Source organism: Kitasatospora sp. NPDC096077 (genome assembly GCF_040303245.1).
Classification (GTDB): domain Bacteria; phylum Actinomycetota; class Actinomycetes; order Streptomycetales; family Streptomycetaceae; genus Kitasatospora.
In genome coordinates, this window is record NZ_JBEOSV010000011.1 from 106,196 (window position 1) to 131,854 (window position 25,659).

Annotated in this window: 27 protein-coding genes; 14 read left to right on the plus strand and 13 right to left on the minus strand. The window is 72.4% G+C overall.

The genetic code is table 11. The features are described 5' to 3' along the window. Positions 1-12: 12 nt before the first annotated feature. The gene (locus tag ABTZ03_RS13685) at positions 13-1,095 is read right to left on the minus strand and encodes an NAD(P)-dependent alcohol dehydrogenase (protein WP_350513100.1); all 1,083 of its coding nucleotides are present in this window, start codon (positions 1,093-1,095) and stop codon (positions 13-15) included. Between the two features lie 189 nt (positions 1,096-1,284). Here ABTZ03_RS13685 and ABTZ03_RS13690 point away from each other — a divergent pair, with 189 nt between their 5' ends. After that, on the plus strand, positions 1,285-2,190 hold the full coding sequence (locus ABTZ03_RS13690) for a helix-turn-helix domain-containing protein (RefSeq protein ID WP_350513101.1): 906 nt from the start codon (positions 1,285-1,287) through the stop codon (positions 2,188-2,190). Positions 2,191-2,272: 82 nt separating this feature from the next. Continuing rightward, a complete protein-coding gene (locus ABTZ03_RS13695; protein ID WP_350513102.1) occupies positions 2,273-3,529 on the plus strand; it encodes a globin domain-containing protein in 1,257 nt (418 codons plus the stop codon). Positions 3,530-3,533: 4 nt separating this feature from the next. Here the strand turns inward: ABTZ03_RS13695 and ABTZ03_RS13700 are convergent, their stop codons facing one another. Then, complete coding sequence (locus tag ABTZ03_RS13700; protein WP_350513103.1) at positions 3,534-4,922, minus strand: selenium-binding protein SBP56-related protein; 1,389 nt, start codon at positions 4,920-4,922, stop codon at positions 3,534-3,536. Between the two features lie 266 nt (positions 4,923-5,188). On the opposite strand from ABTZ03_RS13700, the gene ABTZ03_RS13705 reads away from it, so the two are divergent. Both ABTZ03_RS13705 and ABTZ03_RS13710 read left to right on the plus strand, forming a co-directional pair. Next, positions 5,189-6,160, plus strand: coding sequence for an alpha/beta hydrolase (locus tag ABTZ03_RS13705; protein ID WP_350513104.1), 972 nt, complete (start codon positions 5,189-5,191; stop codon positions 6,158-6,160). Between the two features lie 53 nt (positions 6,161-6,213). Next, entirely contained in the window at positions 6,214-7,008 is a 795-nt protein-coding gene (locus ABTZ03_RS13710; protein ID WP_350513196.1) for a spermidine synthase, read from the plus strand. Positions 7,009-7,074: 66 nt separating this feature from the next. Here the strand turns inward: ABTZ03_RS13710 and ABTZ03_RS13715 are convergent, their stop codons facing one another. Further along, positions 7,075-7,419, minus strand: a complete 345-nt coding sequence (locus ABTZ03_RS13715) for an ArsR/SmtB family transcription factor (protein WP_350513105.1) — start codon at positions 7,417-7,419, stop codon at positions 7,075-7,077. A gap of 134 nt (positions 7,420-7,553) precedes the next feature. Between ABTZ03_RS13715 and ABTZ03_RS13720 the strand changes: the two genes are divergently transcribed. Further along, positions 7,554-8,783: an MFS transporter gene (locus tag ABTZ03_RS13720; RefSeq protein ID WP_350513106.1), complete on the plus strand. Its 1,230-nt coding sequence runs from the start codon at positions 7,554-7,556 to the stop codon at positions 8,781-8,783. Between the two features lie 44 nt (positions 8,784-8,827). On the opposite strand, the gene ABTZ03_RS13725 is transcribed toward ABTZ03_RS13720, so the two are convergent. Next, positions 8,828-9,655, minus strand: a complete 828-nt coding sequence (locus ABTZ03_RS13725; protein ID WP_350513107.1) for an oxidoreductase — start codon at positions 9,653-9,655, stop codon at positions 8,828-8,830. A 148-nt stretch (positions 9,656-9,803) separates the two neighbouring features. On the opposite strand from ABTZ03_RS13725, the gene ABTZ03_RS13730 reads away from it, so the two are divergent. The 4 genes from ABTZ03_RS13730 (at position 9,804) to ABTZ03_RS13745 (ending at position 13,088) form a co-directional block, all read left to right on the plus strand. Further along, on the plus strand, positions 9,804-10,259 hold the full coding sequence (locus ABTZ03_RS13730; protein WP_350513108.1) for a MerR family transcriptional regulator: 456 nt from the start codon (positions 9,804-9,806) through the stop codon (positions 10,257-10,259). A 157-nt stretch (positions 10,260-10,416) separates the two neighbouring features. Beyond that, positions 10,417-11,235, plus strand: a complete 819-nt coding sequence (locus ABTZ03_RS13735) for a class I SAM-dependent methyltransferase (RefSeq protein WP_350513109.1) — start codon at positions 10,417-10,419, stop codon at positions 11,233-11,235. Positions 11,236-11,438: 203 nt separating this feature from the next. Beyond that, a complete protein-coding gene (locus ABTZ03_RS13740; protein ID WP_350513110.1) occupies positions 11,439-12,104 on the plus strand; it encodes a DedA family protein in 666 nt (221 codons plus the stop codon). Between the two features lie 84 nt (positions 12,105-12,188). After that, complete coding sequence (locus ABTZ03_RS13745) at positions 12,189-13,088, plus strand: Gfo/Idh/MocA family protein (RefSeq protein WP_350513111.1); 900 nt, start codon at positions 12,189-12,191, stop codon at positions 13,086-13,088. Positions 13,089-13,185: 97 nt separating this feature from the next. Here the strand turns inward: ABTZ03_RS13745 and ABTZ03_RS13750 are convergent, their stop codons facing one another. Then, positions 13,186-13,692: a GNAT family N-acetyltransferase gene (locus tag ABTZ03_RS13750; protein ID WP_350513112.1), complete on the minus strand. Its 507-nt coding sequence runs from the start codon at positions 13,690-13,692 to the stop codon at positions 13,186-13,188. 223 nt (positions 13,693-13,915) lie between these two features. Further along, on the minus strand, positions 13,916-15,025 hold the full coding sequence (locus tag ABTZ03_RS13755; RefSeq protein WP_350513113.1) for a hypothetical protein: 1,110 nt from the start codon (positions 15,023-15,025) through the stop codon (positions 13,916-13,918). Between the two features lie 209 nt (positions 15,026-15,234). Here ABTZ03_RS13755 and ABTZ03_RS13760 point away from each other — a divergent pair, with 209 nt between their 5' ends. Next, positions 15,235-17,316, plus strand: coding sequence for a transglycosylase domain-containing protein (locus ABTZ03_RS13760; RefSeq protein ID WP_350513114.1), 2,082 nt, complete (start codon positions 15,235-15,237; stop codon positions 17,314-17,316). Positions 17,317-17,368: 52 nt separating this feature from the next. Here the strand turns inward: ABTZ03_RS13760 and ABTZ03_RS13765 are convergent, their stop codons facing one another. After that, on the minus strand, positions 17,369-17,818 hold the full coding sequence (locus ABTZ03_RS13765) for a MarR family winged helix-turn-helix transcriptional regulator (RefSeq protein WP_350513115.1): 450 nt from the start codon (positions 17,816-17,818) through the stop codon (positions 17,369-17,371). Between the two features lie 117 nt (positions 17,819-17,935). On the opposite strand from ABTZ03_RS13765, the gene ABTZ03_RS13770 reads away from it, so the two are divergent. Then, positions 17,936-19,258 carry an aldehyde dehydrogenase family protein gene (locus ABTZ03_RS13770; RefSeq protein ID WP_350513116.1) on the plus strand — a complete coding sequence of 441 codons (1,323 nt, stop codon included), beginning with the start codon at positions 17,936-17,938 and terminating at the stop codon, positions 19,256-19,258. Positions 19,259-19,310: 52 nt separating this feature from the next. On the opposite strand, the gene ABTZ03_RS13775 is transcribed toward ABTZ03_RS13770, so the two are convergent. The 4 genes from ABTZ03_RS13775 to ABTZ03_RS13790 all read right to left on the minus strand — a co-directional run bounded on the left by ABTZ03_RS13775 (position 19,311) and on the right by ABTZ03_RS13790 (position 22,261). After that, positions 19,311-20,525 (minus strand): polysaccharide deacetylase family protein, encoded by a 1,215-nt coding sequence (locus ABTZ03_RS13775; RefSeq protein ID WP_350513117.1) that lies wholly within the window; start codon positions 20,523-20,525, stop codon positions 19,311-19,313. A gap of 138 nt (positions 20,526-20,663) precedes the next feature. Beyond that, entirely contained in the window at positions 20,664-21,254 is a 591-nt protein-coding gene (locus ABTZ03_RS13780) for a hypothetical protein (RefSeq protein ID WP_350513118.1), read from the minus strand. 282 nt (positions 21,255-21,536) lie between these two features. Next, complete coding sequence (locus ABTZ03_RS13785) at positions 21,537-21,917, minus strand: hypothetical protein (protein ID WP_350513119.1); 381 nt, start codon at positions 21,915-21,917, stop codon at positions 21,537-21,539. Next, entirely contained in the window at positions 21,914-22,261 is a 348-nt protein-coding gene (locus ABTZ03_RS13790; protein ID WP_350513120.1) for a recombinase family protein, read from the minus strand. The genes ABTZ03_RS13785 and ABTZ03_RS13790 overlap by 4 nt, the downstream gene beginning before the upstream one ends. 106 nt (positions 22,262-22,367) lie before the next feature. Between ABTZ03_RS13790 and ABTZ03_RS13795 the strand changes: the two genes are divergently transcribed. From ABTZ03_RS13795 to ABTZ03_RS13805, 3 genes are read left to right on the plus strand one after another with little or no spacing between them, the layout of a single operon-like run. Then, the gene (locus ABTZ03_RS13795; protein WP_350513121.1) at positions 22,368-23,192 is read left to right on the plus strand and encodes a helix-turn-helix domain-containing protein; all 825 of its coding nucleotides are present in this window, start codon (positions 22,368-22,370) and stop codon (positions 23,190-23,192) included. Between the two features lie 3 nt (positions 23,193-23,195). Beyond that, positions 23,196-23,405, plus strand: coding sequence for a DUF397 domain-containing protein (locus ABTZ03_RS13800; protein WP_350513122.1), 210 nt, complete (start codon positions 23,196-23,198; stop codon positions 23,403-23,405). Positions 23,406-23,456: 51 nt separating this feature from the next. Continuing rightward, positions 23,457-23,729, plus strand: coding sequence for a DUF397 domain-containing protein (locus tag ABTZ03_RS13805; protein ID WP_350513123.1), 273 nt, complete (start codon positions 23,457-23,459; stop codon positions 23,727-23,729). 73 nt (positions 23,730-23,802) lie between these two features. Here the strand turns inward: ABTZ03_RS13805 and ABTZ03_RS13810 are convergent, their stop codons facing one another. Both ABTZ03_RS13810 and ABTZ03_RS13815 read right to left on the minus strand, forming a co-directional pair. Continuing rightward, positions 23,803-24,330 (minus strand): GNAT family N-acetyltransferase, encoded by a 528-nt coding sequence (locus ABTZ03_RS13810; protein WP_350513124.1) that lies wholly within the window; start codon positions 24,328-24,330, stop codon positions 23,803-23,805. Then, the gene (locus ABTZ03_RS13815; RefSeq protein WP_502894459.1) at positions 24,327-25,592 is read right to left on the minus strand and encodes a helix-turn-helix domain-containing protein; all 1,266 of its coding nucleotides are present in this window, start codon (positions 25,590-25,592) and stop codon (positions 24,327-24,329) included. The genes ABTZ03_RS13810 and ABTZ03_RS13815 overlap by 4 nt, the downstream gene beginning before the upstream one ends. Between the last annotated feature and the right edge of the window lie 67 nt (positions 25,593-25,659).

Genomic DNA, 25,659 nt, shown 5'->3' on the forward strand with positions numbered 1-25,659 from the left:
TGGTCGCGGCCCTCAGATGGTCGAGGCGTCGATCACGAAGCGGAACCGGACGTCCCCGTCCAGCACCCGCCGGTACGCCTCGTTGATCTGCTCGGCCCGGATCAGCTCGATCTCCGCGGTGATGCCGTGCTCCGCGCAGAAGTCCAGCATCTCCTGGGTCTCCGGCAGCCCGCCGATCGCCGAACCGGCCAGCGAGCGGCGCCCGATGGCCAGCGGGAACGGGTACAGGGTGAGCGGCTTCTCCGGCACGCCGACCTGCACCATGGTGCCGTCGACGCGCAGCAGACCGATGTAGGCGGTCAGGTCGAGGTCGGCGGAGACGGTGTTGACGATCAGGTCGAAGCTGCCCGCGAGCTCCTCGAAGACCGCCGGGTCGGAGGTGGCCCGGTAGTGGTCCGCGCCCAGCCGCAGCCCGTCCGCGCGCTTGCGCAGCGACTGGCTGAGCACGGTGACCTCCGCGCCCATCGCGTGGGCGAGCTGCACGCCCATGTGGCCGAGGCCGCCCAGGCCCACGATCGCCACCTTCTTGCCCGGGCCGGCGCCCCAGTGGGACAGCGGCGAGTACACCGTGATGCCCGCGCACAGCAGCGGCGCGGCGGCGTCCAGCGGCAGGCCGTCCGGGATGCGCAGCGCGTACGCCTCGTCCACCACCAGCTCGGCGGCGTAACCGCCGTAGGTCGGGCGGCCGTCCTTGCCGACGCCGTTGTAGGTGAAGACCATGCCGCCCTCGCCGGTGCAGTACTGCTGCAGCCCGGCCCGGCAGTGGTCGCACTCCCGGCAGGAGTCGACGAAGCAGCCGACCCCGACCCGGTCGCCGACCTTCCAGCGGGTGACGCCCGGGCCGACCTCGCTGACCAGCCCGGCGATCTCGTGGCCCGGGACCATCGGGAAGATGCCGTCGCCCCAGTCCTCGCCCACCTGGTGGATGTCCGAGTGGCAGATGCCGGAGTAGCGGATGTCGATCACGATGTCGTGCTCGCCGACGGCCCGGGTGGTGACGGTGGTCTTGGCCAGCGGGGCGTTCGGGCGCTGGGCCGCGTAGGCGGCGACGGTGCGGGTGGCGGTGTGCTGCGTGGCTGTCGTCTCGTCGGTCATGCCCATCAGACTGCGCCGGGGCGGCGGGGCCAACCAGGTCGGCGTTGTTCGTACGACAGCCGCACGTACGACGGTCGTGCGTACCACGGCCGCACGTACGGGAGCACAGCGTAGGACCGCGCAACCTACGCACGGCAGTGTCACCCTCGCCCGCCCCCGGGCCCGCCGCCGCGCCCGCATACTGCAGTCATGGACCAGCGCACCGAACTCAGCGAGTTCCTCCGATCCCGCCGCGCCCGGCTGCGGCCCGAGGACGTGGGCCTGCCCGGCGGCACCACCCGCCGACGGGTGCCCGGGCTGCGCCGCGAGGAGCTGGCCCAGCTGGCCGGGGTCAGCACGGCCTACTACACCCGGCTCGAACAGGGCCACGGCGAGAACGTCTCCGCGGCGGTCCTGGACGCCGTCGCCCGGGTGCTGCGGCTCGGGCCGGCCGAGCGTGACCACCTCGGCCGGCTCACCGCGCCCGCCCGGCGTCGCCCAGGGCGCACCGCCTTCGCCCGCCCGCAGCGGGTGCGGCCCGCGCTGCAGCAGCTGCTGGACGCGATGGAGGGCGTGCCCGCGTACGTGCTCGGGCGGCGCCTGGACATCATCGCCTGGAACCGGATCGGCACCGCGTTGCTCGGCGACTTCGCGGCGATGCCGCCCGAGCAGCGCAACATGGCCTGGCACGTCTTCCTCGACCCGGCCGCCCGCCGGCTCTTCGAGGACTGGGAGGGCAAGGCCAGCGACGTGGTCGGGCTGCTGCGGCTGGAGGCCGGCCGCTACCCGGACGACCCGAGGCTCGCCTCGCTGGTCGGCGAACTCTCGCTCAAGTGCGAGGACTTCCGCAGTCTCTGGGCCAGCTACCGGATCAAGGAGAAGGGGCAGGGCACCAAGCGGCTGCACCACCCGGTGGTCGGCCCGCTCAGTCTCCAGTACGAGACCCTGTACCCGGCGGGGGAGAGTGACCAGGTGCTGGTCACCTACCACGCCGAACCGGGCAGCCCCTCCGCCGAGTCGCTGCGGCTGCTGGCGAGTTGGGACGCCACCGAGCGCCGGTCCGGGCTGGACGAGGAGCCCCGGCGGGCCGGCGGCCCGAGCCGGGAGGTGCACTGACGGAGGGGTCGATGGTCCCGGGCCCACCCGGGGCCATCGGCCCTTCCCGGGGCCGCCCGCCCGGCAGTTCACTGGGCAGGTCATGGACAACAGCAGCCAGGCCGACGCGGCCGCCACCGCCACCGCCGAGTACGACCGTCTGATCGCCCGCCACCACGCGATGCGACTGCGGCGCCAACTCCTCGCCCCCGCCTCGCCGTCGGGGAGCGGTCCCGGCGTCGGCGACCACGGTCACGGCGGCTGCGCGGGGTACGACGGCGCCGGGGACCAGTACCTGATCCGGCGCGACCTCGAACTGATCGCCCCGCTCTCCGAGTTGATCGACCACCTGTACGCGGTGATGTTCCGCCGCCGCCCCTACCTGCGTCCGCTCTTCCCCGCCTCGATGGAGTTCCAGCAGGCCCACCTGGAACGCATCTTCCACCACCTGGTCGACCACCTGCACCAGCCCGCCGAACTGGACCGCACCCTGCGCCAACTCGGCCGCGACCACCGGAAACTGGGGGTCCGGCCGGTCCACTACGAGGCCTTCGAGGAGGCCCTGTGCGCGGCCCTGCGAGACCGGGCCGGCGAACGCTGGACCGAGGAGCTGGAAGCCGCCTGGGTGCGGATGCTGCGCTTCGCCGTCGGCGCGATGGTGGCCGGCGCCGACTCCGCGCTCACCGAACCCCCGTACTGGCACGCCGTGGTGACCGGCCACGAGCGCCGCCGCCCGGACCTCGCCGTGCTGCGGGTGCGCACCGGCGAACCGTACCCGTACCGGGCCGGCCAGTACGGCACGGTCGAGCACCCGGCCCTGCCGCACACCTGGCGGCAGTACTCGATGGGCTGCGCCCCGCGCGGCGACAACGAGTTGGAGTTCCACGTGCGCCGCACCGGCCCCGGCGGGGTCAGCGCGGCGCTGGTCGGGCACACCGCCGTCGGCGACCGGTTGCGGTTGGGCCCGCCGCGCGGCGGCCTGCTGCCCGACGGCGACACCCGCGACCTGCTGCTGGTCGCGGGCGGCACCGGGCTCGCCCCGATGAAGGCGATCGTCGAGCAGCAGGCCCTGCACCGCCCGCCGGGCCGCAAGGTCCACCTGTTCGTCGGCGCGCGCGACCGCTCCGACCTCTACGACTGGCGGGCGCTCTCCGAACTCGTGCTGCACAAACCGTGGTTGTCGCTCACCCCGGTGACGGCCGGGCGGCTCGCCGACACCGTCGCGGCCGCCGGCGACTGGCGCGAGCACCTGGCCTGCGTCAGCGGCCCGGCCGGGATGATCGCCTCGGTGCGCGCCGAACTGCTCGCGGTGGGACTGCCGTTGACCCGGGTGCGGTTCGACCAGCCACTCCGTTCCTAGAGCGTCACCGGTAGCAGTAGGAGTCCGAGGAGGCGTCCCCGCCCGCCAGGTGGGTCTGGTGGACCCGCAGACCCCGGAAGTCGGCGCCGTGCGGGAAGAACCGCTCGTCGACGCTCAGGCCGCCGGCGACCGGGTCGGCGTCCAGCTTGACCAGCCAGGGGTCGATGCCGTCCGGGTAGAACTGGTCGTCCCAGGCGCCGTAGAGGGAGTTGGTCAGGTAGAGCCGCCGGCCGTCCCGGCTGATCTCCACCATCTGCGGCGCCCCGTTCAGCGGCCGTCCCGGCTCGGCCGGGTGCGGCGTCCGGGCGACGACCCCGCCCAGCCGTACGGAGGAGGCCAGCCGGGGGTGGAACGGGTCCGAGACGTCGTACTGGAACAGCTCGCCGGTGCCCCAGGCCGAGACGTACAGCCAGCGGTCGTCCACCGACAGGTTGATGTCGGTGACCAGCGGCGGCACCGCGCCGAACGGCTGCAGCGCGGGCGGCAGTTCGGCGACCGGGGCGGGCTGGGCGGGGATCTCGATCACCTTGCGCGCGGTGAACGCCGGGCCCTCCCGGTACCAGAGCCAGACCGAGGAGGAGAGGTCCTCGACGTTCACCACCACCCCGGCGAACCCCCACTCCGCCTCGGGGTCGTGCGCCGGGCGCAGCTCCAGCACCATCTGGTACTGGTCGCCGAGGTCGACCCGCTGGAGGTGCCGCCCGGTGCCCAGCTCCCAGAAGTGCAGCGCGTGCCCGTACTTGCGGCCGAGCAGCTGCTCGGGCAGCACGCCGTCCTCGACCATCCACGGGGTGCCCCACTCGCTGGTCACCCCGACGCCCGTGCCGAGGTGCCACCAGACGTCGTACGCGAAGTGCTGCGGCCCGCGCTCGGTCTCCCAGGGGCGCAGCACCTCGAAGGTGGAGTGGTCCAGCAGCGCCACCCCGCCGGGGCCGTCCCCGCCCTCGCCGGAGCCCAGGCAGGACAGGAACACCCCGTCCGGGCCGCAGTGCAGGGTGTGCGGCCGGGAGTACCCGGCCTTCGCCGCCAGCTCCTCGGCCTCCACCGTCCTGACCAGCCGGGGGCGCACCGGATCCGGCTGGGTGTCCATCACGTGCAGCCGCGAGGACCGCAGCCCCGGCAGCAGCAGGAACCGCCGCTCCGGGTTGTCGTGGCAGGCGTGCGCCAGCGCGCTGGAGCAGGCGTTCCACCCGAAGTGGTGCAACTCGTCGCCGAGGGTCGGCAGTTCGGCGAAGTTGAGCACCTTTCCGTAGCTCGCCGACGCGGGATCGGTGTCCACGGTGAGCAAGGCGTCCGGCCGCCGCGCCGAGCGGTCGAACCCGGCCACGTACGCCAGCTTCTCCGGCGGGGCCGCGATCGCCTCGGCGGCCGAACGGTAGAGCGACGAATCCATCTATTCTCCCCAACTCGCCTGATCCGTCCGGGAAGCGTTCCACATGACCACCGGCGCACAGCAGGCGCACGGGAAGCGGCCGGGAGGCGCGGAACGACCCCCTGCCGGGCCCCGAGCCGCCCCTGCCGGCCCCCCGGTCGCCCCCGACCCCCACCTGCGGCACTCCGCCGCGCGCCCGGTGGCTACCGGCCGGTATCGTCGAGCCTGGAAACGGGCGGTGACCTGCCGCGACGGCGGGCGGAACAGAGGGACGGGTGCGGCGGCAGATGGAGTTTCGGGAAGACATCCTGGGTGCCCCCTACGAGGCGGCGGAGCTGGCGCTGCGGCCGGACGACGAGGGGGCGGTCTGCGCGACCCTGGTGCGCCGGCTGGTGCCGGGGGCCGAGCGGGCGGTGCTGTACATCCACGGGTACAACGACTACTTCTTCCAGACCAATCTGGCGGACCACTACGCCGCGCTGGGCTTCTCCTTCTACGCCCTCGACCTGCGCAAGTACGGCCGGTCGCTGCGCCCGCACCAGTCGCCGAACTTCGTCCGGGACCTCGTCGAGTACGACGAGGAGCTCGACGAGGCGGTGCGGATCATCCGGGAGGTGGACGGGCACCGGCAGCTGCTGCTGAACGGGCACTCCACCGGCGGGCTGGTGGGCGCCCTGTGGGCCGGTCGCCGGGCCGGTCGCGGGTTGGTGGACGGCCTGTTCCTGAACAGCCCGTTCCTGTCGATGCCGGCCGGGGCGGCCGTGCGGACGGCCGGCGGCCCGGTGGTCACCGCGCTCGGGCGGATGAAGCCGACCCGCATCCTGCCCTCCTCGCTCAACCCGCACTACACCCACAGCCTGCACCGGGACCACAAGGGCGAGTGGGACTTCGACCTGCGGCTCAAGCCCGCCGAGGGCTTCCCGCTGTACGCGGGCTGGCTGTCCGCGATCCACCAGGGGCACCGGCAGCTGCGGCACGGGCTCGGCATCGACGTGCCGGTGCTGCTGATGGCCTCCACCCGGTCGATCTCCACCACCACCTGGCAGCACGCCCTGCACCACGCGGACGCCGTGCTGCGCGCCGACGACATCGCCGCGCAGGGCCCGCGGCTGGGCCGGCACGTGACGATCGTGCGGATCGAGGGCGGCATGCACGACCTGGTGCTGTCCCAGGAGGCGGCCCGCACCGAGGTGTTCGCCGAGCTGGACCGCTGGCTGGCCGGCTACCTGGACGTGCGGCCGGTCGGGGAGACGGCGTGACGGACGAGCCGGTGCCGGTCGGCCGGGCCACCGACCTCGGCTTCGCCAAGCTGATGCCGGACCTCGACCGCGAGGGCGGCTGGCTGCTCACCCTGGACGGCACCCCGCAGTCGTACGTCGACCTGGCCGACCCGACCCACCTGGAGTTCGAGTACACCCGCCGGCTCGGCCACCTGGCCGACGCCCTGGCCCCCGCCGGACGGCCGCTGGACGCCCTGCACCTGGGCGGGGGCGCGCTCACCATGCCGCGCTACCTGGCGGCCACCCGGCCCGGCTCCCGCCAGCGGGTGGTGGAGGTGGACGGGCCGCTGCTCGACCTGGTCGCCGGGCAGCTGCCCTGGCAGGGCCCCGGCGCGGACATCACCGCGACGGTCGGCGACGCCCGGGCGGCGCTGGCCGACGTCCCGGCCGGCTCGCAGGACCTGGTGATCGCGGACGTCTTCCACGGCTCCCGCACCCCGGCGCACCTGACCTCGGTGGAGTTCCTGCGGCTGGCCGCGCGCGCCCTGCGCCCCGGCGGCTGCTACGCCGCCAACCTGGCGGACGGCCCGCCGCTGGCCTTCGCCAAGGCGCAGGCGGCGACGGTGCGGGCGGTGTTCCCGTACGTCTGCCTGGTGGCGGAGGCGCCGGTGCTGCGTGGGCGCCGGTACGGCAATGTGCTGCTGGCCGGTTCGACGGCGCCGCTGCCGGTGGCGGAGCTGACCAGGCTGCTGGCGGGTGACATCTTCCCGGCCCGGCTCACCGCGGGCGAGGAACTGGCCGCCCTGGTGGGCCGCACCGCGCCGGTCACCGACGCGGAGGCCACCGACTCGCCGCCCCCGCCGGACGGGGCCTTCAGCGTCGGCTGAGCGGGGCGGAAGGCTACGGCGGGACGGCGGGAGTCACGGACGGCGGGAGTCGCGGACGGCGCGGCCTCAGGCGGCGCCGTTCGCGCCGTTCGCCTTGTCCACGCCGTCCACGTTGTCCAGCACCGCGCGGAGCAGCCCCGGGAACCGCTCGTCGAACTCCTCGGCGCGCAGCCGGGCGCTCTGCTGCTGCCCCTGATGGGTGCGCAGGATGAGGCCGCACTCGCGCAGCACCCGGAAGTGGTGGGAGGCGTTCGACTTGCTGATCCCGAGGGCGTTGTAGATCACCGAGCACTCGGTCTCGCCCTGGCGGGCCAGCAGGTCGACGATCCGCAGTCGCAGCGGGTCGCTGAGACCGTGCATGGCCGCGGCCAGGGTGACGGTCGCCAGTTCGGCGTGGAACGCATCGCGCATGCCCTGATTCTACTTTCCGTGGTGACGGAGGCTCCGGGCGCATGGATCCGTCGCCCCGGCACCGTGATGCTCCGTCATTTCCGTGTGGAGGAGAGCCCTTTCCAATGGTTCAACGGATGTTGTACCGTCGGACCATGAACCCACGGATCTACCTCCTGGCCCTCGGCACGTTCACCGTGGGCACCGAGGGCTATGTGATCGCCGGGGTGCTCCCGAGCGTGGCGCACGACATGCACACCTCGGTCTCCCTGTGCGGCCAGCTGGTCACGGTGTTCGCGCTGGTCTACGCCCTGGCCGGACCGCCGCTGATCGGCCTGTTCCACCAGGTCGAGCCCAGGCGGCTGCTGACCGGCGCCGCCCTGTTCTTCGCCGCCGCGAACGCCCTCGCCGCACTCGCCCCCGACTACGCCGTCCTGGTCGCGGCCCGGGTGCTCGCCGCCCTGGGGGCCGCCCTCTTCGCAGCCCCCGCCGCCGCCACCGCGGCCGCGCTCTGCGCGCCCGACGAACTGCCCAGGGCGATCTCGGTGACCGCCGGCGGCAACGCGGTGGCACTCACCCTGGGCGCCCCGATCGGCACCGTCATCGGCTCGGCCCTCGGCTGGCGCGCCTCGTTCTGGTTCGTGACACTCCTCGCGGTGGCCACCGCCGTCGCGGTCCGGACCGGCCTGCCCGCCGTCCCCGCGGGCGGCAACCCCGCCGCCGGGCGGCTCAACCTGCTGCACCGCACCCCGATCCGCTGGGGCCTGGCGACCACCTTCGGGCTCTTCCTGGCCGCCTACTGCGTCTACACCTACCTCGACCCGGTGGCCCACCGGGCGGCCGGGTTCGGCAGCACCGGGGTGGCCGCGCTGATGATCGTGTTCGGCGCCGGCGGCCTGCTCGCGGGCCGCGCCGTCAGCGGGCTGATCGCCCGCCACGGCCTCGCCCGGGTCCTGCGCGGCGCGCTCACCCTGATCGCCGGGCTGCTCACCGTGCTGGCCGCGCTCACCGCCACCCGCACGCCGCTGCTCGCCACGGCGGTCGCGTTCCCGCTGATGTTCACCTTCGGTGCGGCCTGGTGGTCCGGTGGCATCAGCCAGCAGACCCGGCTGGCCGGCCTGGCGCCCGCCCAGCGCGCCCAGGCCCTGGGACTGCACTTCTCGGCCCAGGCCCTGGGACTGCACTTCTCGGCCCAGTTCCTCGGGGTGGCGGTCGGCGGCGGACTCGGCGGCCTCGCACTGTCGGGCGTCGGACCGGCCGCCGTACCGGTGGTCGGTGCGGCCGTCGCGCTGCTCACCGTCCTGAGCATCCGCCGGGTCACCCCCGAGCCGGTGCCGGCACCGGGGTCGGAGCGGGAGCCCGCGGCGGCCGAGACGTCCGGGTGAGCGGCGAGACGTCCGGGTGAACGGCCGCGGTCCGAACTCGGGCCTCAGAGGGCGGTGGAGAGCGCCACCCCGCGCCACCGGTCGAGCTCCTGCCGGACGAACTCCAGCTTCGCCTCCACCCGTTCGACCGCGTCCGCGCCCAACTGCAGCCGCAGCGGCGGCTCGTCGACCTCGGTGATGTCGACGACGGCCCGGGCGGCCTTCGCCGGGTCTCCGGGCTGACGGCCGTCGAAGCCCGCCAGCGCCTCGCGCACCGGGCCCGCGCCGGCCGCGTAGTCGGCGATGACGGCCGGCTCGGCGCGCAGGCTGGAGCCGCTCAGGAAGTCGGTGCGGAAGCCGCCCGGTTCGACGACGGTGACCCGGACGCCGAGCGGGGCCAGTTCGCCGTGCAGGGCCTCGGAGATGCCCTCGACGGCGAACTTCGAGGCCCCGTACAGCCCGGTGGCCGGCGCGGTCGCGAACCCGGCCACCGAGCCGATGTTCAGTACGTGGCCGGACCGCTGGGCGCGCAGCGTCGGCAGGGTGGCCCGCAGGGTGTTGAGCACGCCGAACACATTGACGTCGAACTGCGCCCGGGCGGCCTCGTCCGAGACCTCCTCGATCGCGCCGACCACGCCGTAACCGGCGTTGTTGACCACCACGTCGATCCGGCCGAACCGCTCCAGCCCGGCCGCCACGGCGGCCGCCGACTGCGCCGGGTCGGTCACGTCCGCGGTCACCGCCAGCAGTTCGGCCGACCGCCGCGGATGCGCCGCGCGCACCGCCGTCACGTCCCGCGCGGTGGCGATCACCCGGTGGCCGCGCTCCAGCGCCTCGCGGGTGATCTCCGCGCCGAGCCCGCGCGACGCCCCGGTGACGAACCAAACGCCCATCTGCTCTCCTGCTTCCGCCAGTTGGGAGGGGCTGACCCGGTCGGATCGGCCGACGGCTCGACGGTAGGTCCTAGAGTCCTGTCTAGATCAACTGTCGGGATCGGTCGGGATCGGTCGGGATCGACGGTCGGACGAGGGAGGGGTGGTCATGGACCTGAGCATCGGTGAGGTGGCCCGGCGCAGCGGACTGAGCGTGCACGCCCTGCGCTTCTACGAGCGGGAGGGGCTGTTCGCCAACCCGGTGCGCCGGCTGTCCAACGGCCGCCGGGTCTACCACGAGGAGGACCTGGAGTGGCTGGCGATCTGCCTGCGGCTGCGCTCCTCCGGTATGTCGGTGGCGATGATCCGCGGCTACATCGACCTGGTCCGGGCGGGCACCGGCAACGAACGGGAGCGGCTGGAACTGCTGCGCCGGCACCAGGACGACGTCGCGGCGCAGATCCGGGACCTCCAGGTGACCCTGGAGGTGATGCGGGAGAAGGTGCGGGTCTACGAGGAGCACGTCGCCCGCGGTGAGGCCGACCGGCTGTGGAACCCGTCCCACCCGGACGGCGGCCGGGACTCGGCGGAAGTGATCCGGGTCTGCGAGGCCGCCTCGTCCTGAGCGCCGTCCCGTCCTGAGCGCCGTCCCGCCCGCCGGGGCGCCCGGGGCCCGCCGCGGCGCCCGGGAACCGGCGCGTCGGCGGGAGAGGGGGCGCGCGGCGGGTGTCAGAATCGGCGGGTTCATGCCGGAGCGCGGTGCACGTCCGAAGGAGTGAGCGATGAGCGGCGGGGAACGGCCGGAGCTGGGGCAGGTGCCGGAGACGGCGTTGTGGACGCTGTGGCACCGGGCGCTGGAGGCACGGCGGCCGGACACGGTGCTGCACGACCCGGTGGCGGTCGAGCTGGTGGAGCGGATCGACTTCCCGTTCGCGGAGCGGTTCGGGACGGCCGCGACGGTGGGCCAGCTGCAGGGGCTGCGGGCGGCCTGCTTCGACCGGGAGGTGGCGGACTTCCTGACCAGGTTCCCGCGCGCCACGGTGGTCGGGCTGGGGGACGGACTGGAGACCCAGTCCTGGCGGGTGGACAACGGACGGGCCGAGTGGCTGTCGGTGGACCTGCCGGAGACGGCCGGGCTGCGCGAGCGGCTGCTCCCGCCGGACGGGCGGCGCCGGATCCTGGCCTGCCTGGCCACCGACCTCCGCTGGACGGACGCGGTGGACCCGGACCCGGAGCGCGGGGTGCTGATCAGCACCGCCGGGCTGCTGATGTACCTGCGGCCGACCGAGGTCCGGGAGCTGATCGCGGCCTGCGCCGCACGCTTCCCGGGCGGGGCCATGGTGCTGGACGCGGTGCCGCGCTGGATGAGCCGGCGGGCCGTCGAGGGCAAGCTGCGGGACCGCCACTACCAGGCGCCGCCGATGCCGTTCGGGATGGACGCGGACGAGCTCGGCAAGCTGGCCGGCGCGCACCCGGCGGTCACCGGGATCCGGGAGGTCTACCCCGAGGGCGGCCGCGGTCTGCTGCGGGTGCTGCTGCCGGTCGTCCGCCGGATGAAGCAGAGGCCTTCGGTGGCCGCCCTGCGTTTTACCAATTCTTGAAGAAACGCCGGTCGGCCTGGAACTATTGGCGCGGGGGCGTACGTCGTAACCACGGGTGATCGGCCGGGGGACAGGCCCACCCGGCACGTTAGGCTGCGCCCCGGGGGAGCGGCCCGGGTGCCGCCATCGGATGACCGCCGGACCGCACGTCCGGCTCCACGGGGAGCCGGGCCCGGTTCCGACCTGCCACGGAGGTACTGGCCTTGCACATCGACGCCTGGATCGAGAGCGTTCCACCGACCGCGGTGTACGCCCTGATCGGCCTGATCATCGGCATCGAATCGCTGGGCATCCCGCTGCCCGGCGAGATCGCCCTGGTCACGGCGTCCCTGATGGCCGTCAAGGGCGTGGTGAGCCCGTGGGGGATCGCGGCCTGTGCGATCGCGGGCGCGATCATCGGCGACTCGATCGGCTACTCGATCGGCCGCAAGGGCGGCAAGCCGCTCTTCGAGAAGCTGGGGCGCAAGTTCCCCAAGCACTTCGGGCCCGCGCACCTGGCGACCGCCGAGCGCTCGTTCCAGAAGTGGGGCATGTGGGCGGTCTTCTTCGGCCGCTTCATCGCCCTGCTGCGGATCTTCGCCGGTCCGCTCGCGGGCGCGCTGAAGATGCCGTACTGGAAGTTCCTGATCGCCAACGTGCTGGGCGGCATCGTCTGGGCCGGCGGTACGACGCTGCTGGTCTACAAGGTCGGCAAGGCCATCGAACCGTGGCTGGCCCGGTTCTCCTGGGCGGGCCTGGCGGCGGCCGTGCTGATCGGGGCGATCTCGGCCTGGGTGATGAAGCGCCGCGCGGCGAAGACCCACGCGAAGATCGAGGCGGAGGAGGCGGCCAAGGCCGCCGCGGCAGCGAACGCCGCCACCGCGGAGTGACCTCCCTGCCCGGTCACGGAGCGTGACCGGGCAGTTCAGAGGTCGGCAGTGCAGAGGCCGGCGGTACAGAGGAACGGAGACATCGTGCGGATCGGACTGCTGGGCACCGGCACCTGGGCGGAGCGGGTGCACGCACCCGTGCTGGCCGAGCACCCCGGGGTGGAGTTCACCGGCGTCTGGGGCCGCCGCCCGGAGGCCGCCGAGGCACTGGGCGCGGCCCACGGCGTGCCCGGTCTCGCCGACCTCGACCGGCTGCTCGCCGAGGTGGACGCGGTCTCCATCGCCCTGCCGCCGTCCGTCCAGGCCGGGCTCGCGGTCCGGGCCGCCGAGGCCGGCTGCCACCTGCTGCTGGACAAGCCGGTCGCGTTCACCGTGCCGGACGCCCGCGCGGTGGCCGAGGCGGTGCGCGCCCACCGCCGCGCATCGGTGGTGTTCTTCACCGTCCGCTTCGGCGGCGAGCAGATCCCGTGGCTGGAACACCACGCCGAACTGGGCGGCTGGTTCACCGGCCGCTCCGACTGGCTCGGCTCGGTGTTCGCCCCGGGCAGCACCAGCCCGTACGCGGCCTCGGCCTGGCGCCAGGACAAGGGCGCGCTCTGGGACGTCGGCCCGCATGCGCTGTCCGTGCTGCTGCCGGTGCTGGGCGACGCGACCCGGGTCACCGCCGTCGCCGGACCGCTGGACACCGTCCACCTGGTGCTGCGCCACGCCGGCGGCGCCTCCAGCACGCTCGCGCTCAGCCTGACCGCCCCCCGGGCGGGCGGCGGCATCGCGATGGAACTGCGCGGCGAACACGGGGTGGCACAGCTGCCCGAGCGAGGCGAGGGCCCGACCGTCGCCCTCCACCGGGCGCTGGACGCCCTGCTGGCCTCCGCCGCCTCGGGCCGGCCGCACCCGTGCGACGCGGACTTCGGCCTGCGGGTGGTGGAGATCCTGGCGGCCGCCGAGCGCTCCCTCGCCGAGGGCACCGCGGTCGAGGTCTGAGCGGTCGAGGTCTGAGAGGTTGGGGCCTGACGGCGTTGACGGTCGAAAGTCGAAAGGGGCCGGGCGGGGCGGTCGACGCCCCGCCCGGCCCCGTCCGTCAGATGCCGAACGGTGCCGCGTAGCGGACGGTACCGGCGGGCAGCGGGTGCCCCGGGTCCAGGGCGAGGGCCATCAGGGCCTCGTCCGGGACCTCGATGCTCAGGCCGATGCCGTGGGTGGAGGCCCGGCCGAAGCCGAACCGGGGGTAGTAGTCCGGGTGCCCGAGGACGACCACGTACCGCTCGCCGAGGTCCGTCGCCGCTGCGAGGGCGGCGCGGATCGCGGCGGAGCCGGCGCCGGTGCGCTGGTACTCGGGGAGCACGGCGCAGGGGGCCAGGCACAGGGCCGGGACGTCGCCGATGTGGCAGCGGGTCAGCAGGGCGTGGCCGACGACGGTGCCGTGCTCGTCGGCCGAGAGGAGCGACAGACCCTCGATCCAGGCGGGGTCGGCCCGCAGGGCGTCGACGAGGTCGGCCTCCCCGGCGGTGTCGAAGGCGGCGAGGTTGATGTCGCGGACGGCGGGGATGTCGGCGCCGGTCTCGGCGCGCGTGGTCCAGTTGCGCATGGTGGACGGGATTCCGTTCCTGAAGGGGTACGTACGGTGCCCCGCGAGCTCACGCTCCCAGCGGGACGGGACAGGACGACGTCAGGCCGCGGCCCGGGACGTGAGGGAGACCCGGACGCTGCGCACGGCGGCCATGAGCGCGGTCATCAACCCCACCTCCCTCTTTCTCCACGGAACATCCTGTTTCGGCACGTACGATCCACCACCCTACCGGATCGGCCGGTCAGGCGTCCGGCGGGCCCGGGCGGAGGGCTTCCGGGCGGCGGTCGGTCGGGCGGGCCGGGGGGATGACCGGGGCGCGGAAGTCGCGGGGGCCGGTCCAGAGGGCGGGGACGGAGTCGCTGCGGCGGGCGAGTTCGTAGGCCAGGGCCTCGTAGTTGATCCGCCAGCCGTTGAAGTGCCGCCAGCCGTCCTCGACCGGGCGCTCGCGCGGGAAGCCCGCAGCGGTGATCATCGCGACCGCACCCAGGTACTCGGCGTAGGTGAGCCGGATCGGGGTGGTCGGGTCCGGGTCGGCGTCGAAGTCGATGCGCAGCGAGCGGGCGATGTCGCGCATCGCGGTGAAGCCGGCCCGGATCACCAGCCGGGCCTCGGGCGGGGCCGAGCGCGGGCAGAGGGCGAGGTGCAGGGCGGCCGCGTCCATCACCGCGATCAGCCCGACCACCCAGCTGCGGTTGGCCTGCGGGGAGCGGAAGGACAGCAGCACCGGGTAGTTGGAGTGGCTCTCGCCGATGTCGGCGGCCAGCCGCTCCCAGTCGCGGTAGAGCTGGGGGAGCGCGGTCTCGGTGTCGACCAGGGACTGTCGGGCGAGCAGCTCCGGGCCCCAGGCGGGCTCGCCGGCCCGGGACTGCAGCAGCGTCACCTCGGTCTCGCGCCGCTGGTAGGCGGCGTACAGGGTGGGCAGGTAGGCGATCTGCAGGGCGATCACCAGCGGGCCGCTGGCGGCGGCGAGGAAGTCGATCGCGGACAGCTGCAGCCGCTCCCCGCTGGCGAAGCCGAGGGTGAACAGGCTGGACCCGGCCTCCCGGACGGACACCGTCCAGCTGAGGTCCGAGGTGCCGTGCAGGATCAGTGAGTAGGCGAGCAGCATCCCGCTGAGCCACACCGCCAGCATGCCCAGCAGCACCAGCGGCGCCAGCCAGGTCAGCGCGCGGTCCTGCGCCCGGTAGGTGCCGAAGGGGGTGGCCCACAGCCGCAGCACGGTGCGCAGTACGGCCCACAGCCGGTACACCAGGGCGGAGTAGAGCCCGCGCGGGACGACCAGGGTGCGCAGGATGCTGCCCACGACGAGCAGGAGCAGCAGCACGCCGAGCAGGGTGTGGATCATCCTCATGGCGTCATTCTGGCGGTCCGCGGGGGCGGCCGCGGAGCGGGGAGGGCGTGACGGGTGCGTCCCATGAGGTCGCCGTGGGGTCCCGGTGGGGTCCCGGTGGGGTTCCCGCGTTTGCTATGACCATGATCACACCGGGTTCGGGCGCCCGTGGAACAGCCCGAACCGCATCTATCCCAGTGAGGGGGCCGTCCCAGGAGATCGGAGACCGGATGCGTGCTGCACGGCGGCAGGATGGGCAGGCCGAGGCCGAGGTCGAGGCCGGGGTCGAGGTCGAGGTCGAGGCCGGGGTCGAAGCCGAGGTCGAGGCCAGGGTCGAGGAGCGGGGGCCCGGGCGCCGCCGGTGGCGTCCGCTGCGGTGGATCGACTACCCGCGGCGCGGTCGGCGCGGGGTCCGCCGCTGGCTGCCGTCCTGGCGGCAGCTGCTGGTGGTCCTGGGGCTGCCGACGGTGGCGCTGACCGGCCTGGTGGCCTGGTTCTTCACGGTCACCAAGGTCCCGGCGGACCTCAACGCCTTCGCCACCCAGCAGAACAACGTCTACTACTGGGCGGACGGCACCGAGATGGCCCGGGTCGGCGAGACCAACCGGCAGGAGGTGCCGCTGGACCGGGTGCCCGAGCCGGTGCAGTGGGCGGTGCTGTCGGCCGAGAACGCGACGTTCTACTCGGACCCGGGGATCTCCGTCTCCGGCATCGGGCGCGCGGTCGTCGCGATGGCCACCGGCGGCGACACCCAGGGCGGCTCGACCATCACCCAGCAGTACGTCAAGAACATCTACCTCAACCAGCGCCAGGACATGTCCCGCAAGCTCAGCGAGATGGTCATCGCGATCAAGCTGGACCAACGGATGAGCAAGCAGGACATCCTGGCCGGCTACCTGAACACCAGCTGGTTCGGGCGCGGCAGTTACGGCATCGAGCGGGCCGCGGCCGCGTACTACGGCAAGGACGTGTCGCAGCTCAACCCGAGCGAAGGGGCCCTGCTGGCCGCCCTGTTGAAGGGCGCCGGGCAGTTCGACCCGGCGCTGAGCGCGGACAACCACCAGCGCGCCGAGGACCGGTGGGCCTGGATCCTGGACCGGATGGTCGACACCGGAAAGCTCTCCGCCGCCGAGCGCGCCACCTACACGGTGTTCCCCGAGCCTCGGCCGCAGCCGAAGGCGGCCGGGCTGAGCGGCCAGATCGGCTACCTGGTGGACATGGCCCGCGGCTACGTGGAGGGCCACAGCGATATCACCCCGGCCCAGTTCGACCTCGGCGGCCACCAGATCCACACCACCTTCGAGAAGACGAAGGTCGCCGCCCTCACGGCGGCGGTGCGGGACGCCACCCAGGGGATCGACCCCAACAGCCGGGAGGCCGACAAACTGCTCAAGGTCGGCGCGGCCTCGGTGGCCCCGGACGGGCGGATCGTCGCGCTCTACGGCGGTCCCGACTACCTGAAGCAGGGCTTCGACAACGCCAACACCTCGTCCGTGCCCATCGGTTCGGCCTTCACCCCGCTGGTGTACGCGGCCGGCCTCAGTCAGGGCGTGCAGCACAAGCGCGGCGGCGACCGGACCCCGGTGACGCCCGACACCGTCTATGACGGCGACAACGGGGTGAACGTGCTGACCCCGGAGGGCCCGTACTGGGGGCGGGACGGGAAGATCGTGAAGACCGCCAACGACGGCAAGCGGAACTGGGGCCGGGTCTCGCTGCGCAGCGCGGTGGAGCAGTCCGTCAACGGGCCGATGATGCAGCTCGGCATGGACGTCGGCCTGGACAAGGTCCAGCAGACCGCGGCGGCTCTGGGCCTGCTGCCCGACAGCTTGGGCGAGCTGGTGCCCGCCTTCGGGGTCGGCAACTCCAGGCCGAGCGCGATCCGGGCCGCCGACGCGTACGCCGCCTTCGCGGCCGGCGGCAGCCACACCGACCCGTACTCGGTGCTCCAGGTCACCCGCAACGGCGAGCCGCTCGCGCTGCGGCTGCCCACCGCCTCCCAGGCGCTGCCGGCGGGGGTGGCGCGGGACGTGGACGCGGCGCTCAAGGGGGCGGTGCGCGGCGGGAGCGCCAAGGCGCTGGCGGAGGCGGGCCCGGACGTGGCGGGCAAGTTCGGCACCACGCCGGACCGTACGGCCGGGTGGACGGTCGGCTACGACGGGCGGCTGGCGACGGCGGTCACGGTGTTCCGGGCGGACCTGAAGGACATGAAGCTGCTGTCGCTGGAGGGCCTCGGCGGGGCGTCGCCGGACACCCCGGACTCCGACCTGCCGGGGCGGATCTGGACGGCGTTCATGAAGGCGGCGGGGTAAGGGTTCGTGAAGGCGGCCGGGTAGGGGTTCGTGGAGGCGGCGGGGTGGCGCCCTACGCGGTCGGGGCGGTCGGGGCCGGGAAGACCCGGTCCAGCAGAGCCCCGAAGGTGCGGCGGTCGTCCTCGTCCAGTTGCTCCAGGGTGGTGGGGTCGGACAGCAGCTCGCTCCGGATCAGCCGTACGGTCCGTTCCCCCTCCTCGGTGAGGACCACGTTCTTGATCCGGCGGTCGGCGGGGTCGGTCTCGCGGCGGACCAGGTCGCGGGCCTCCAGGCGGTCCACGATGCCGGTGACGTTGGAGGCGTCGCAGCCGAGCAGGTCGGCGAGGGTGCGCATCGGGCGGGGGCCGCGGAGCAGGCTGAGCATCTTGCCCTGCATCAGGGTGAGCCCGTGCACGGTGGCCGCCGCGGCGAAGCGGCGGTAGTACGCCGCGGCCACCCGGGCGAGCTGGTCCATGAGATCGGCGGGGGTGGGGGAGGCGGGCGACTCGGACGTATCGGGCATGACACCAGCATAGGCGGAATGCTTGACATCTTCAATCATTGAGGTTTAGCGTCCATATTGCTTGAGGATATGAACCATCTACCTCTTCAAGTCATCCGGAAGGGACTGCACCACCTCATGACTCCGACCGACACCACGATGACCGTCGCGGACACCGTCGCCCGCCTGCGCGCCACCTTCGCCACCGGCCGTACCAAGCCGCTCGCCTGGCGCCGGGCCCAGCTGGCCGCCCTGCGCGCCCTGCTCACCGAGCAGACCGAGGCGCTCCAGCAGGCCCTGCACGCGGACCTGGGCAAGAGCCCGGCCGAGGCGTACCGCAGCGAGATCGGCTTCACGATCAACGAGCTCGACCACGCCGTGACGCACCTGGAGCAGTGGCTGAGCCCGAAGCCGGCCGCCGTGCCGGAGGCGTTCCGGCCCGCCGAGGCGAGCGTGGTGCGCGACCCGCTCGGCGTGGTGCTGGTCATCGCGCCGTGGAACTACCCGCTCCAGCTCGCCCTGGCCCCGGTGGTCGGCGCGCTGGCCGCCGGCAACGCGGTCGTGGTCAAGCCCAGCGAGCTCGCCCCCGCGACCTCCGCCGCGATCGCCCGCCTGCTGCCCGAGTACCTCGACCAGGAGGCGGTGGCGGTCGTCGAGGGCGCCGTCCCCGAGACCACCGCGCTGCTGGAGCAGCGCTTCGACCACATCTTCTACACCGGCAACGGCACGGTCGGGCGGATCGTCATGACCGCCGCCGCCCAGCACCTCACGCCGGTCACCCTGGAGCTCGGCGGCAAGAGCCCGGTCGTGGTCGAACCCGGCGCCGACCTGGCCGCCACCGCCCAGCGGATCGCCCGGGGCAAGTTCCAGAACGCCGGCCAGACCTGCGTCGCCCCGGACTACGTGCTCGCCATCGGCGACACGGCCGCCGCGCTGGAGGCCGAACTCGCCGCAGCAGTAGAGGAGTTGTACGGACCGGACCCGGCCGCCAGCGCGCTGTACGGGCGGATCGTCAACGAGCGTCACTTCGACCGCCTCGCCGCCCTGCTCGCCGACGGGCGGACCGTCACCGGCGGCGAACAGGACCGGTCGCAGCGCTACCTCGCCCCGACCGTCCTGGCCGACGTCTCCCCGGACGCCCCGGTGATGCGCGCGGAGATCTTCGGCCCGATCCTGCCGATCATCGCCGTGCCCGACCTGGACGCCGCGATCGCCTTCATCAACGAGCGGGACAAGCCGCTCGCGCTGTACGCCTTCACCGAGTCGGACGAGACCAAGCGGCGGCTGACCGAGGAGACCTCCTCGGGCGCGCTCTCCTTCGGCCTGCCGGTCTCCTACCTGGCCATGCCCGAGCTGCCGTTCGGCGGCGTCGGCGAGAGCGGCATGGGCCGCTACCACGGCGAGTACTCGATCGAGACGTTCAGCCACGCCAAGGCCGTCGTCCACAAGCCGCTCGCCTGAGGGCGCTACCGGCCCCCTGCCCGTCCTTCCGGGGACGGCAGGGGGCCGGCGGTCACTTCACCAGGCGGGACCAGTCGGCGGGCTGGCCCGGGTCGAGGGCGCGCAGCTTGTCCAGGACCTTCGGGTCCTGGACGTCCAGCCAGTCGGCGACCTGACGGAACGTCACACAGCGGACGCCGTCCCGGTGGCAGACGTCCTTCACCACGTCCTCGACGGCGTCCATGTAGATGCCGCCGTTCCAGTCCTCGAAGTGGTTGCCGATGAACAGCGGGGCCCGGCTGCCGTTGTAGACCCGCTCGAAGCCGGCCAGGTAGCTCTCCCGGGCCTCCTTCTCCCACATGTCGAACTTCTTCGGGTCGCCCTTGGTGCTGTTCCCGGACTGGCCGGCCAGGAAGTTGAAGTCCATCGACAGGCCCTGGCTCGACCTGGCGGGGAACGGCAGCATCTGGAGCGGGAAGTTCCAGATGCCCTCCTTGGTCTTGACCGGCCAGACCTGGAACTCCCCCGGGGAACTGGCGTCGTAGCGGAAGCCCGCCGCCTTCTCGGCCGGGAGCAGGTTCTTCTGCCCCTCCAGGCAGGGGGCCCGGCCGCCGACCAACTCCTTGGTGTAGTCGAAGGGGAGGGCCGGGAGGTCCTTGTAGCCGGTGTTGGTCTTCCAGTGGGTGACGAAGGAGACGGCCTGGTCGAGCTCGCTCTTCCACTCGTCCGTGCTCCAGTCGCCGCCGCCCTTCTTGCCGCAGAAGTGGCCGTTGAAGTGGGTGCCGATCTCGTTGCCGTCCAGCCAGGCCAGCCGCAGCTGTTCCAGGGTGTCCCTGATGTGGGGGTCGGTCGCGTAGTCGATCGAGGCGGCGCCCGGGTCGTGCTGGGGCGGGTGGTAGAGGGAGCGCTTGGCCTTGGGGAGGGTGTAGAGGCCGGAGAGGAAGTAGGTCATCTGGGCGTTGTTCTCCGCGCCGAGCTTTCGGAAGCGGGAGAACAGGTGGTCGTCGCCCTCCAGGCCGCCGTCCCAGGAGAAGACCACGAACTGGGGCGGTTTCTCCCCGGGTTTGAGCTTCTCGGGGGTGGGTTGTTTGGGCTGGGGGCCGGTGTAGGAGGTCGAGCCGTCGCCGATCAGCTTGACCTGGCCGTCCCAGGTGGGGGTGGGGGTGGGGGTGGGACTTGGTGTCGGGGCGGGTGTCGGGTCCGCTTCGGGGGCCGTGGGGTCGGGGGCGGCGGCGTGCGGTCTGCTCTCCGAGAAGGAGTCCCCCGTGGTGAGGGTGAGGGATGCCATGACCCCCACGGCCAACAGGACGGCTGCACTGCGAGCAGTCCGCACCGGGTCCCCTTCGTTCGGCCTACAGTTCGATCATTCAACTGATCGATGACTTGAGACCGTCGAAAGGTTGCGCGCCGTCGCGGATCGGTTCCGCTAGGCCCGATCCGTGGCAAGCCAAGTGCGCCAGACGCGGCGGGAGTTCGGGGTGTCGGGATGGTCGAGCATCCACTCCAGGTAGCCCGCATGGATCCGAGCCCACGGACTGTCGAATGCCGCGGCGGCCGCGATCCCGCGCCGGAGGTCCTCCCCGTCGACGGACCGGGCGAGGCGGACGAACTCGCGGTCCTTGCAGCGGTAGGGCCGTGCGACGACGATCCCGATGAGCTCGACGAGCTTCGCCCGCGTCCGCGCGTCGAGGCGGGCGGCGGCCAGGTCCCTGATCAGTCGTTGCTTCGTCCCCCAGGACTTGGCACCCCGGGTCCACTCCTCCGGGTACCGCGCCTCCCGTTCGAGGAAGAGCAGGGCGTAGGGCAGTCCCGGCCAGTCCGTCAGGTCTGCGGCGGCTGGGCGCCCCCACAGGCTGTCGGGGAAGGAGTGCGCCTGGCGGGCGCGCCAGAGGTCGTTCGCCTCCGCCGTCGCCGCATCGAGCTGCGGCCCGGCCGAGTGGCGGCCCAGGAGGAGAAGGTGGTTGTACGCGTCGAGCGCGGCCCGGACCAGGTCCTGCATCCTGGTCAGATGGGCCATGGCGGCTTCGCGCTCTTCGCGACGGTCGGAGATCAGACCGTGGGACCAACCCAGTCGGTCGTCCCAGGAACCGGCCCTCTGGTGCGGGGAATCCACTCGTCCACCTGCTCGAATTCGTTGTCGATGGCAGGGTAGTCGACTGCTCGTGGGTGTGGCTCCCCGCCCGCGCCTCGTCCTGGGCCGTGGAACGGCCGGCTCGGGCTCCGGTGCAGCATGGAGATGCCCCCGGAGTCGCGAATTCTCCGGGGGCGACATCACGCGGGGCCTTGAGCGGTTCGGCGATCAGCCGGCGGGGTGGGAGAGGTCCTGGCGGAAGGCCTCGGCGGCGGCGTGGGTGTAGAAGCGCCGGATGCGGAAGGAGGAGCCGGGGACGCGGAGGTACTCGTGGTGGTTGAGGTTCCAGATGCCCCAGGAGTCGAGCTGGAGGAAGTGCGGGCTGTGGGCGGCGATCAGGCGGACCTCGAACGCGGGCTGGGGCTCGTTCTTGCGGATCCAGGCCTCGGCGTGGGCGAAGGAGTAGAAGCGGAGCGGTTCGTCGGCCGGCGGCAGGGCCTTGACCAGGTGGCCGGAGTCGCGGTCGCGGACGACCCAGGCCTGGTAGGTGAAGCCGGGAGGGGGATCGGCCGGGACGATGGCGTACGGGGAGCAGGAGTCGTTCGTCATCGCCGGGTCGCCACCTGGATGAAGCCGGAGGCCTTCTCCACGCGTTCGGCGAACTCGTTGAACTCGCCGTCGATGGGGGAGATGGTCGCCTTGGTGGGGACGAGGATCGCGCCGGCCTGCCGGTCGGTGATCTGGCGAAGGGCGGCCTGCAGCATGGGGCGGTACTCCGGCCCGCGGACGTCGGCCTCGTCGTCGACGACGATGAGGGAGATGTCCCAGTTGAAGGCGGTGGCGTAGGCCTCGCAGAGGGCCAACTCGCGCTCGGGGAAGGCGGAGTCGCGCTTCGCCAGGTAGATGACCACCTGGAGGCGCTGCAAGGTCTCGGGAGCGGTGGGGCGGCTCAACGTACATCCCTCTCTGTAGCTGTACGACTACCGGGTGTGTCCACTGTGGGCTATGCTGGGGAATCGTTCAACTTGTCTGCACCGCAAGTGGAATTGAGCGTGAGTCATGAACCGCAAGGAACTTGACCCGACGGCATCCCCGCGCCACTCCTTCGGCGCACTGCTCCGCAGTTCGCGGGAGGCCCTGGGCTGGACCCAGGGGGAGTTGGGCGCCCTCATGGGGTACTCGGACAGCTACATCTCGGCGGTGGAAACCGGCCGCAAATCCACCAGCAGGGACTTCGCCAGGGCGGCCGACAAGGCGCTCGGGACGGGGCAGACGCTGGAGTTGATGTGGGTCGGGATGCGGAAGAAGGGCTTCTTGGAGGGCTTCCCCGAGCATGCTGCGCAGGAGGCGCGTGCGGCGAAGATCAGGATCTTCGAGCCGATCCTCATTCCAGGGCTCTTCCAGACCAAGGCCTACGCTGCTGCGCGAGAGGCGGCGGCCGTGCAGCGAGGAAGCAGCACGCAGGATCAGGCCGACGATCGAGTGCGCTTTCTCGTCGCGCGCCAGCGGCTCCTCAGGCGCGCGGACCCGCCCCTCATCCACGCAGTGATAGACGAGAGTGGCATCCGCCGCCCGGTCGGTGGCGCCGCGACGATGCGCGCGCAGCTCGACCATCTGGCGGAGCTCGCGACCAGGCCGAACGTGATCTTCCAGGTGGCCCCGTTCGGGATGGCTGAACATGCCCCGTTCCGATCCGTCGTCACTTTGCTGACGTTCGCTGACCGCTCCGTGGTCGGCTACACGGAGTCCGCCGAACAAGGCTTTGTCGTAAGGGAAGACAGGACTGTCAGAGCGTGGGAAAGGGCCTACGATCGGTTTCAGGTGGAAGCGCTGACCAGAGCTGCGACCCTCGACCTGCTTCACCGGGCCCGAAAGGAACTTTGACCCATGACCAGCCTCGATCTGTCCCGCGCTTCCTGGTTCAAGTCGTCGTACTCCGACAATGGTGGGACCTGCGTGGAGGTCTCGCCCGACTTCCCCGGCGTCGTTCCGGTCCGTGACTCGAAGGATGCGACGGGCCCGGCGCTGGTCTTCCCGGCCGACGCCTGGCAGTCCTTCATCGCCGCGACCGTCGCCGGCGAGTTCGGCGGCCACTGACGATGCCGCGCCCTCGCCATGATTCGCGAAGCCTGGAAGGGGACTTCGATCATGAGTCGTACGGAGCATCTGGATCTGACCGGCGCTACATGGATCAGGTCTAGCTATAGCGGCAACGGCGGGAGTTGCGTCGAGGTGGCGCGCTGGGTGAAGTCGAGCTATAGCGACAACGGCGGCTCCTGCGTTGAGGTAGCCCCAGGCCTTTCCGGCGTGAGGCCTGTCCGTGACTCGAAGGACCCTGAGGGGCCGGTGCTCCTCTTTCCCATCGCCGCCTGGCGATCCTTCGTCGCCGCGACCGTCGCTGGCGAGTTCGGTGAAGTCTGACCTCGGCATTTACTCGGGCGGAGTCGTTGCACTTGCCGTGTCCCACGCAGGTCGTGACGATCCGTTCGCTTGTTCAGATCGCGCGGATCATGGCGGTTAGTCGGGGCGAGTCGGGTGAGGGCTGCTGGCTGTTGATGGCCTGGTAGCCCCAGCTCTCGTACAGATCCTGGACCTTGCCGTCTCCGGCGAGCGGGTTGACCATGAGGGTGACTCGGTCTTCGGAGCGGTGGGCGAGGAGTTCGTCGTGGATGCGGCGGGCGGTGCCGGTGCCGCGCCAGGGGGTGCGGACGCCGATCTCCTTGATGACCAGCACGGGGGTGTCGGTGTAGCCGTCGGGCAGGGGTTCGGTCATGCGCTTCCAGTACCGGTCACCGGTGTCGGCGGTGTTGCCGTAGGCGTACCCGACCGGCACCTCGCCGTCGTAGCCGAGGACGAGTTCGAATCCGGGCTCGGTGGCGTGCCGGTCGACGCGTTCGGCGAACGTCTCGACGCGGTAGTTGACCAGGTGCAGTAGGGGCGCCCGGACGTCCGCGTAGACGTCGAGCAGGTCCTGGCGGGCCTGGTCGGTCAGGTCGGTGTGGTGGCGGAGCTCGACGGTCACGCGGTGGTCCTCCTGGTGTCACGGGCGTGCTGGGCCCAGGTGCGGGCCGGGTGGCTTCCGGCCGCGAGGTCGGTGAGCTTGGTGCCGAAAGCGGTCAGCATCCCGGTGACCCGCGGGTGTGCGGACACCTCGGTCGGCACCGACATGGCGGTGGCGATGGCGGGTTCGAGGGCGCCTTGGCCGAGCTGGGCGTGGGCGAGGCGGACGGTGGTGATCGCGTGCGAGCGCTGCATGGCGCCCCGGCGAAGGGCCATGCTGCGGTGTGCGTGGGCCTCGGCCTCCTCCCAGCTACCTGCCGACAGGTAGGCGGCCAGGGCCAGGGACTCGAGTTCCGACTGGTCGTAGAACGCGGTTATCCACAGTGGGCGGGAGGCGCCGGGGTCGGCCCGGTCGAGGGCGTCCTGCGCGTGGCCGAGCGAGCGGCGGACGGCGTTGGTGTCGCCGGTCAGGCCGTGGATGGCCGCGTGGCGGGCATGTCCGAGGGAGGCGAACAGCGAGTCGCGACGGGCGATAGGGAGGTTGCGGGCCACATCGTTGGCGGCGAGCGCGTCGCCGGGGCGGCCGAGGTGGCGGTACAGGCTGCCGGCGTGGGACCAGATGCGGAACTGGATGCCGCTGTCGCCGGACATCGCGGCCAGCGAGGCGGCCTTCTGGTGGTACTGGAGGGCGGCCTCGAAGCGGCGGCCGTCGATGGCAGCCCACATCGCGCTCGACATGAAGGAGGCCGCACTGGCGTACAGCTGGGCCCTGATCCGCTGAGTGGCGGTGCCGAGCTCCTGGAGGGCGAGGGCTTCGTCGGCGAGTTGGCCGGCGCGCGTCTCGATGCTGAGCCGCCCGCCGTGGCGGTGGTCGCTGGCGACGACCTCGGCAAAGCGGGCCTGCAACCGCTGCACGTCGCTGATCCCGATCCGACGCGGTCCGGCCGTGGCTGCGGTGCCGGTCAGCACGGCCACCGCCGTGCCTCCGGCAGTCGCTATGAAGTCGCGTCGCCTCACGTCTTCCTCCGTTGCGCTGCGGGTCCGCCCCGTGGGGGTGAAGCCCAGTTCCTCGGGCAGGCAGTCGAATACTGCCGTGAGCGCGAGGCGTATCTTCACCGGAGGCCAACGGGTCCGACCGGTCAGCCAGTTGTGCACTGTGCGCTCTGAAACCGTGCCGGGCTTCCCTGTGAGGATCTCGACCTCGGCGTTCACCTCGCGGGCTAACTCTGCCTTCGTCATGCGGCGTTCGGCCATCTGGAGGCGGAGTGCGACGTTGGCCACCATGCGATCAACGTAGCCGCGCTGTGACGTGGTGTGCAGGGGAACGGGTAATGGGGCGGTCAAGTTTTCC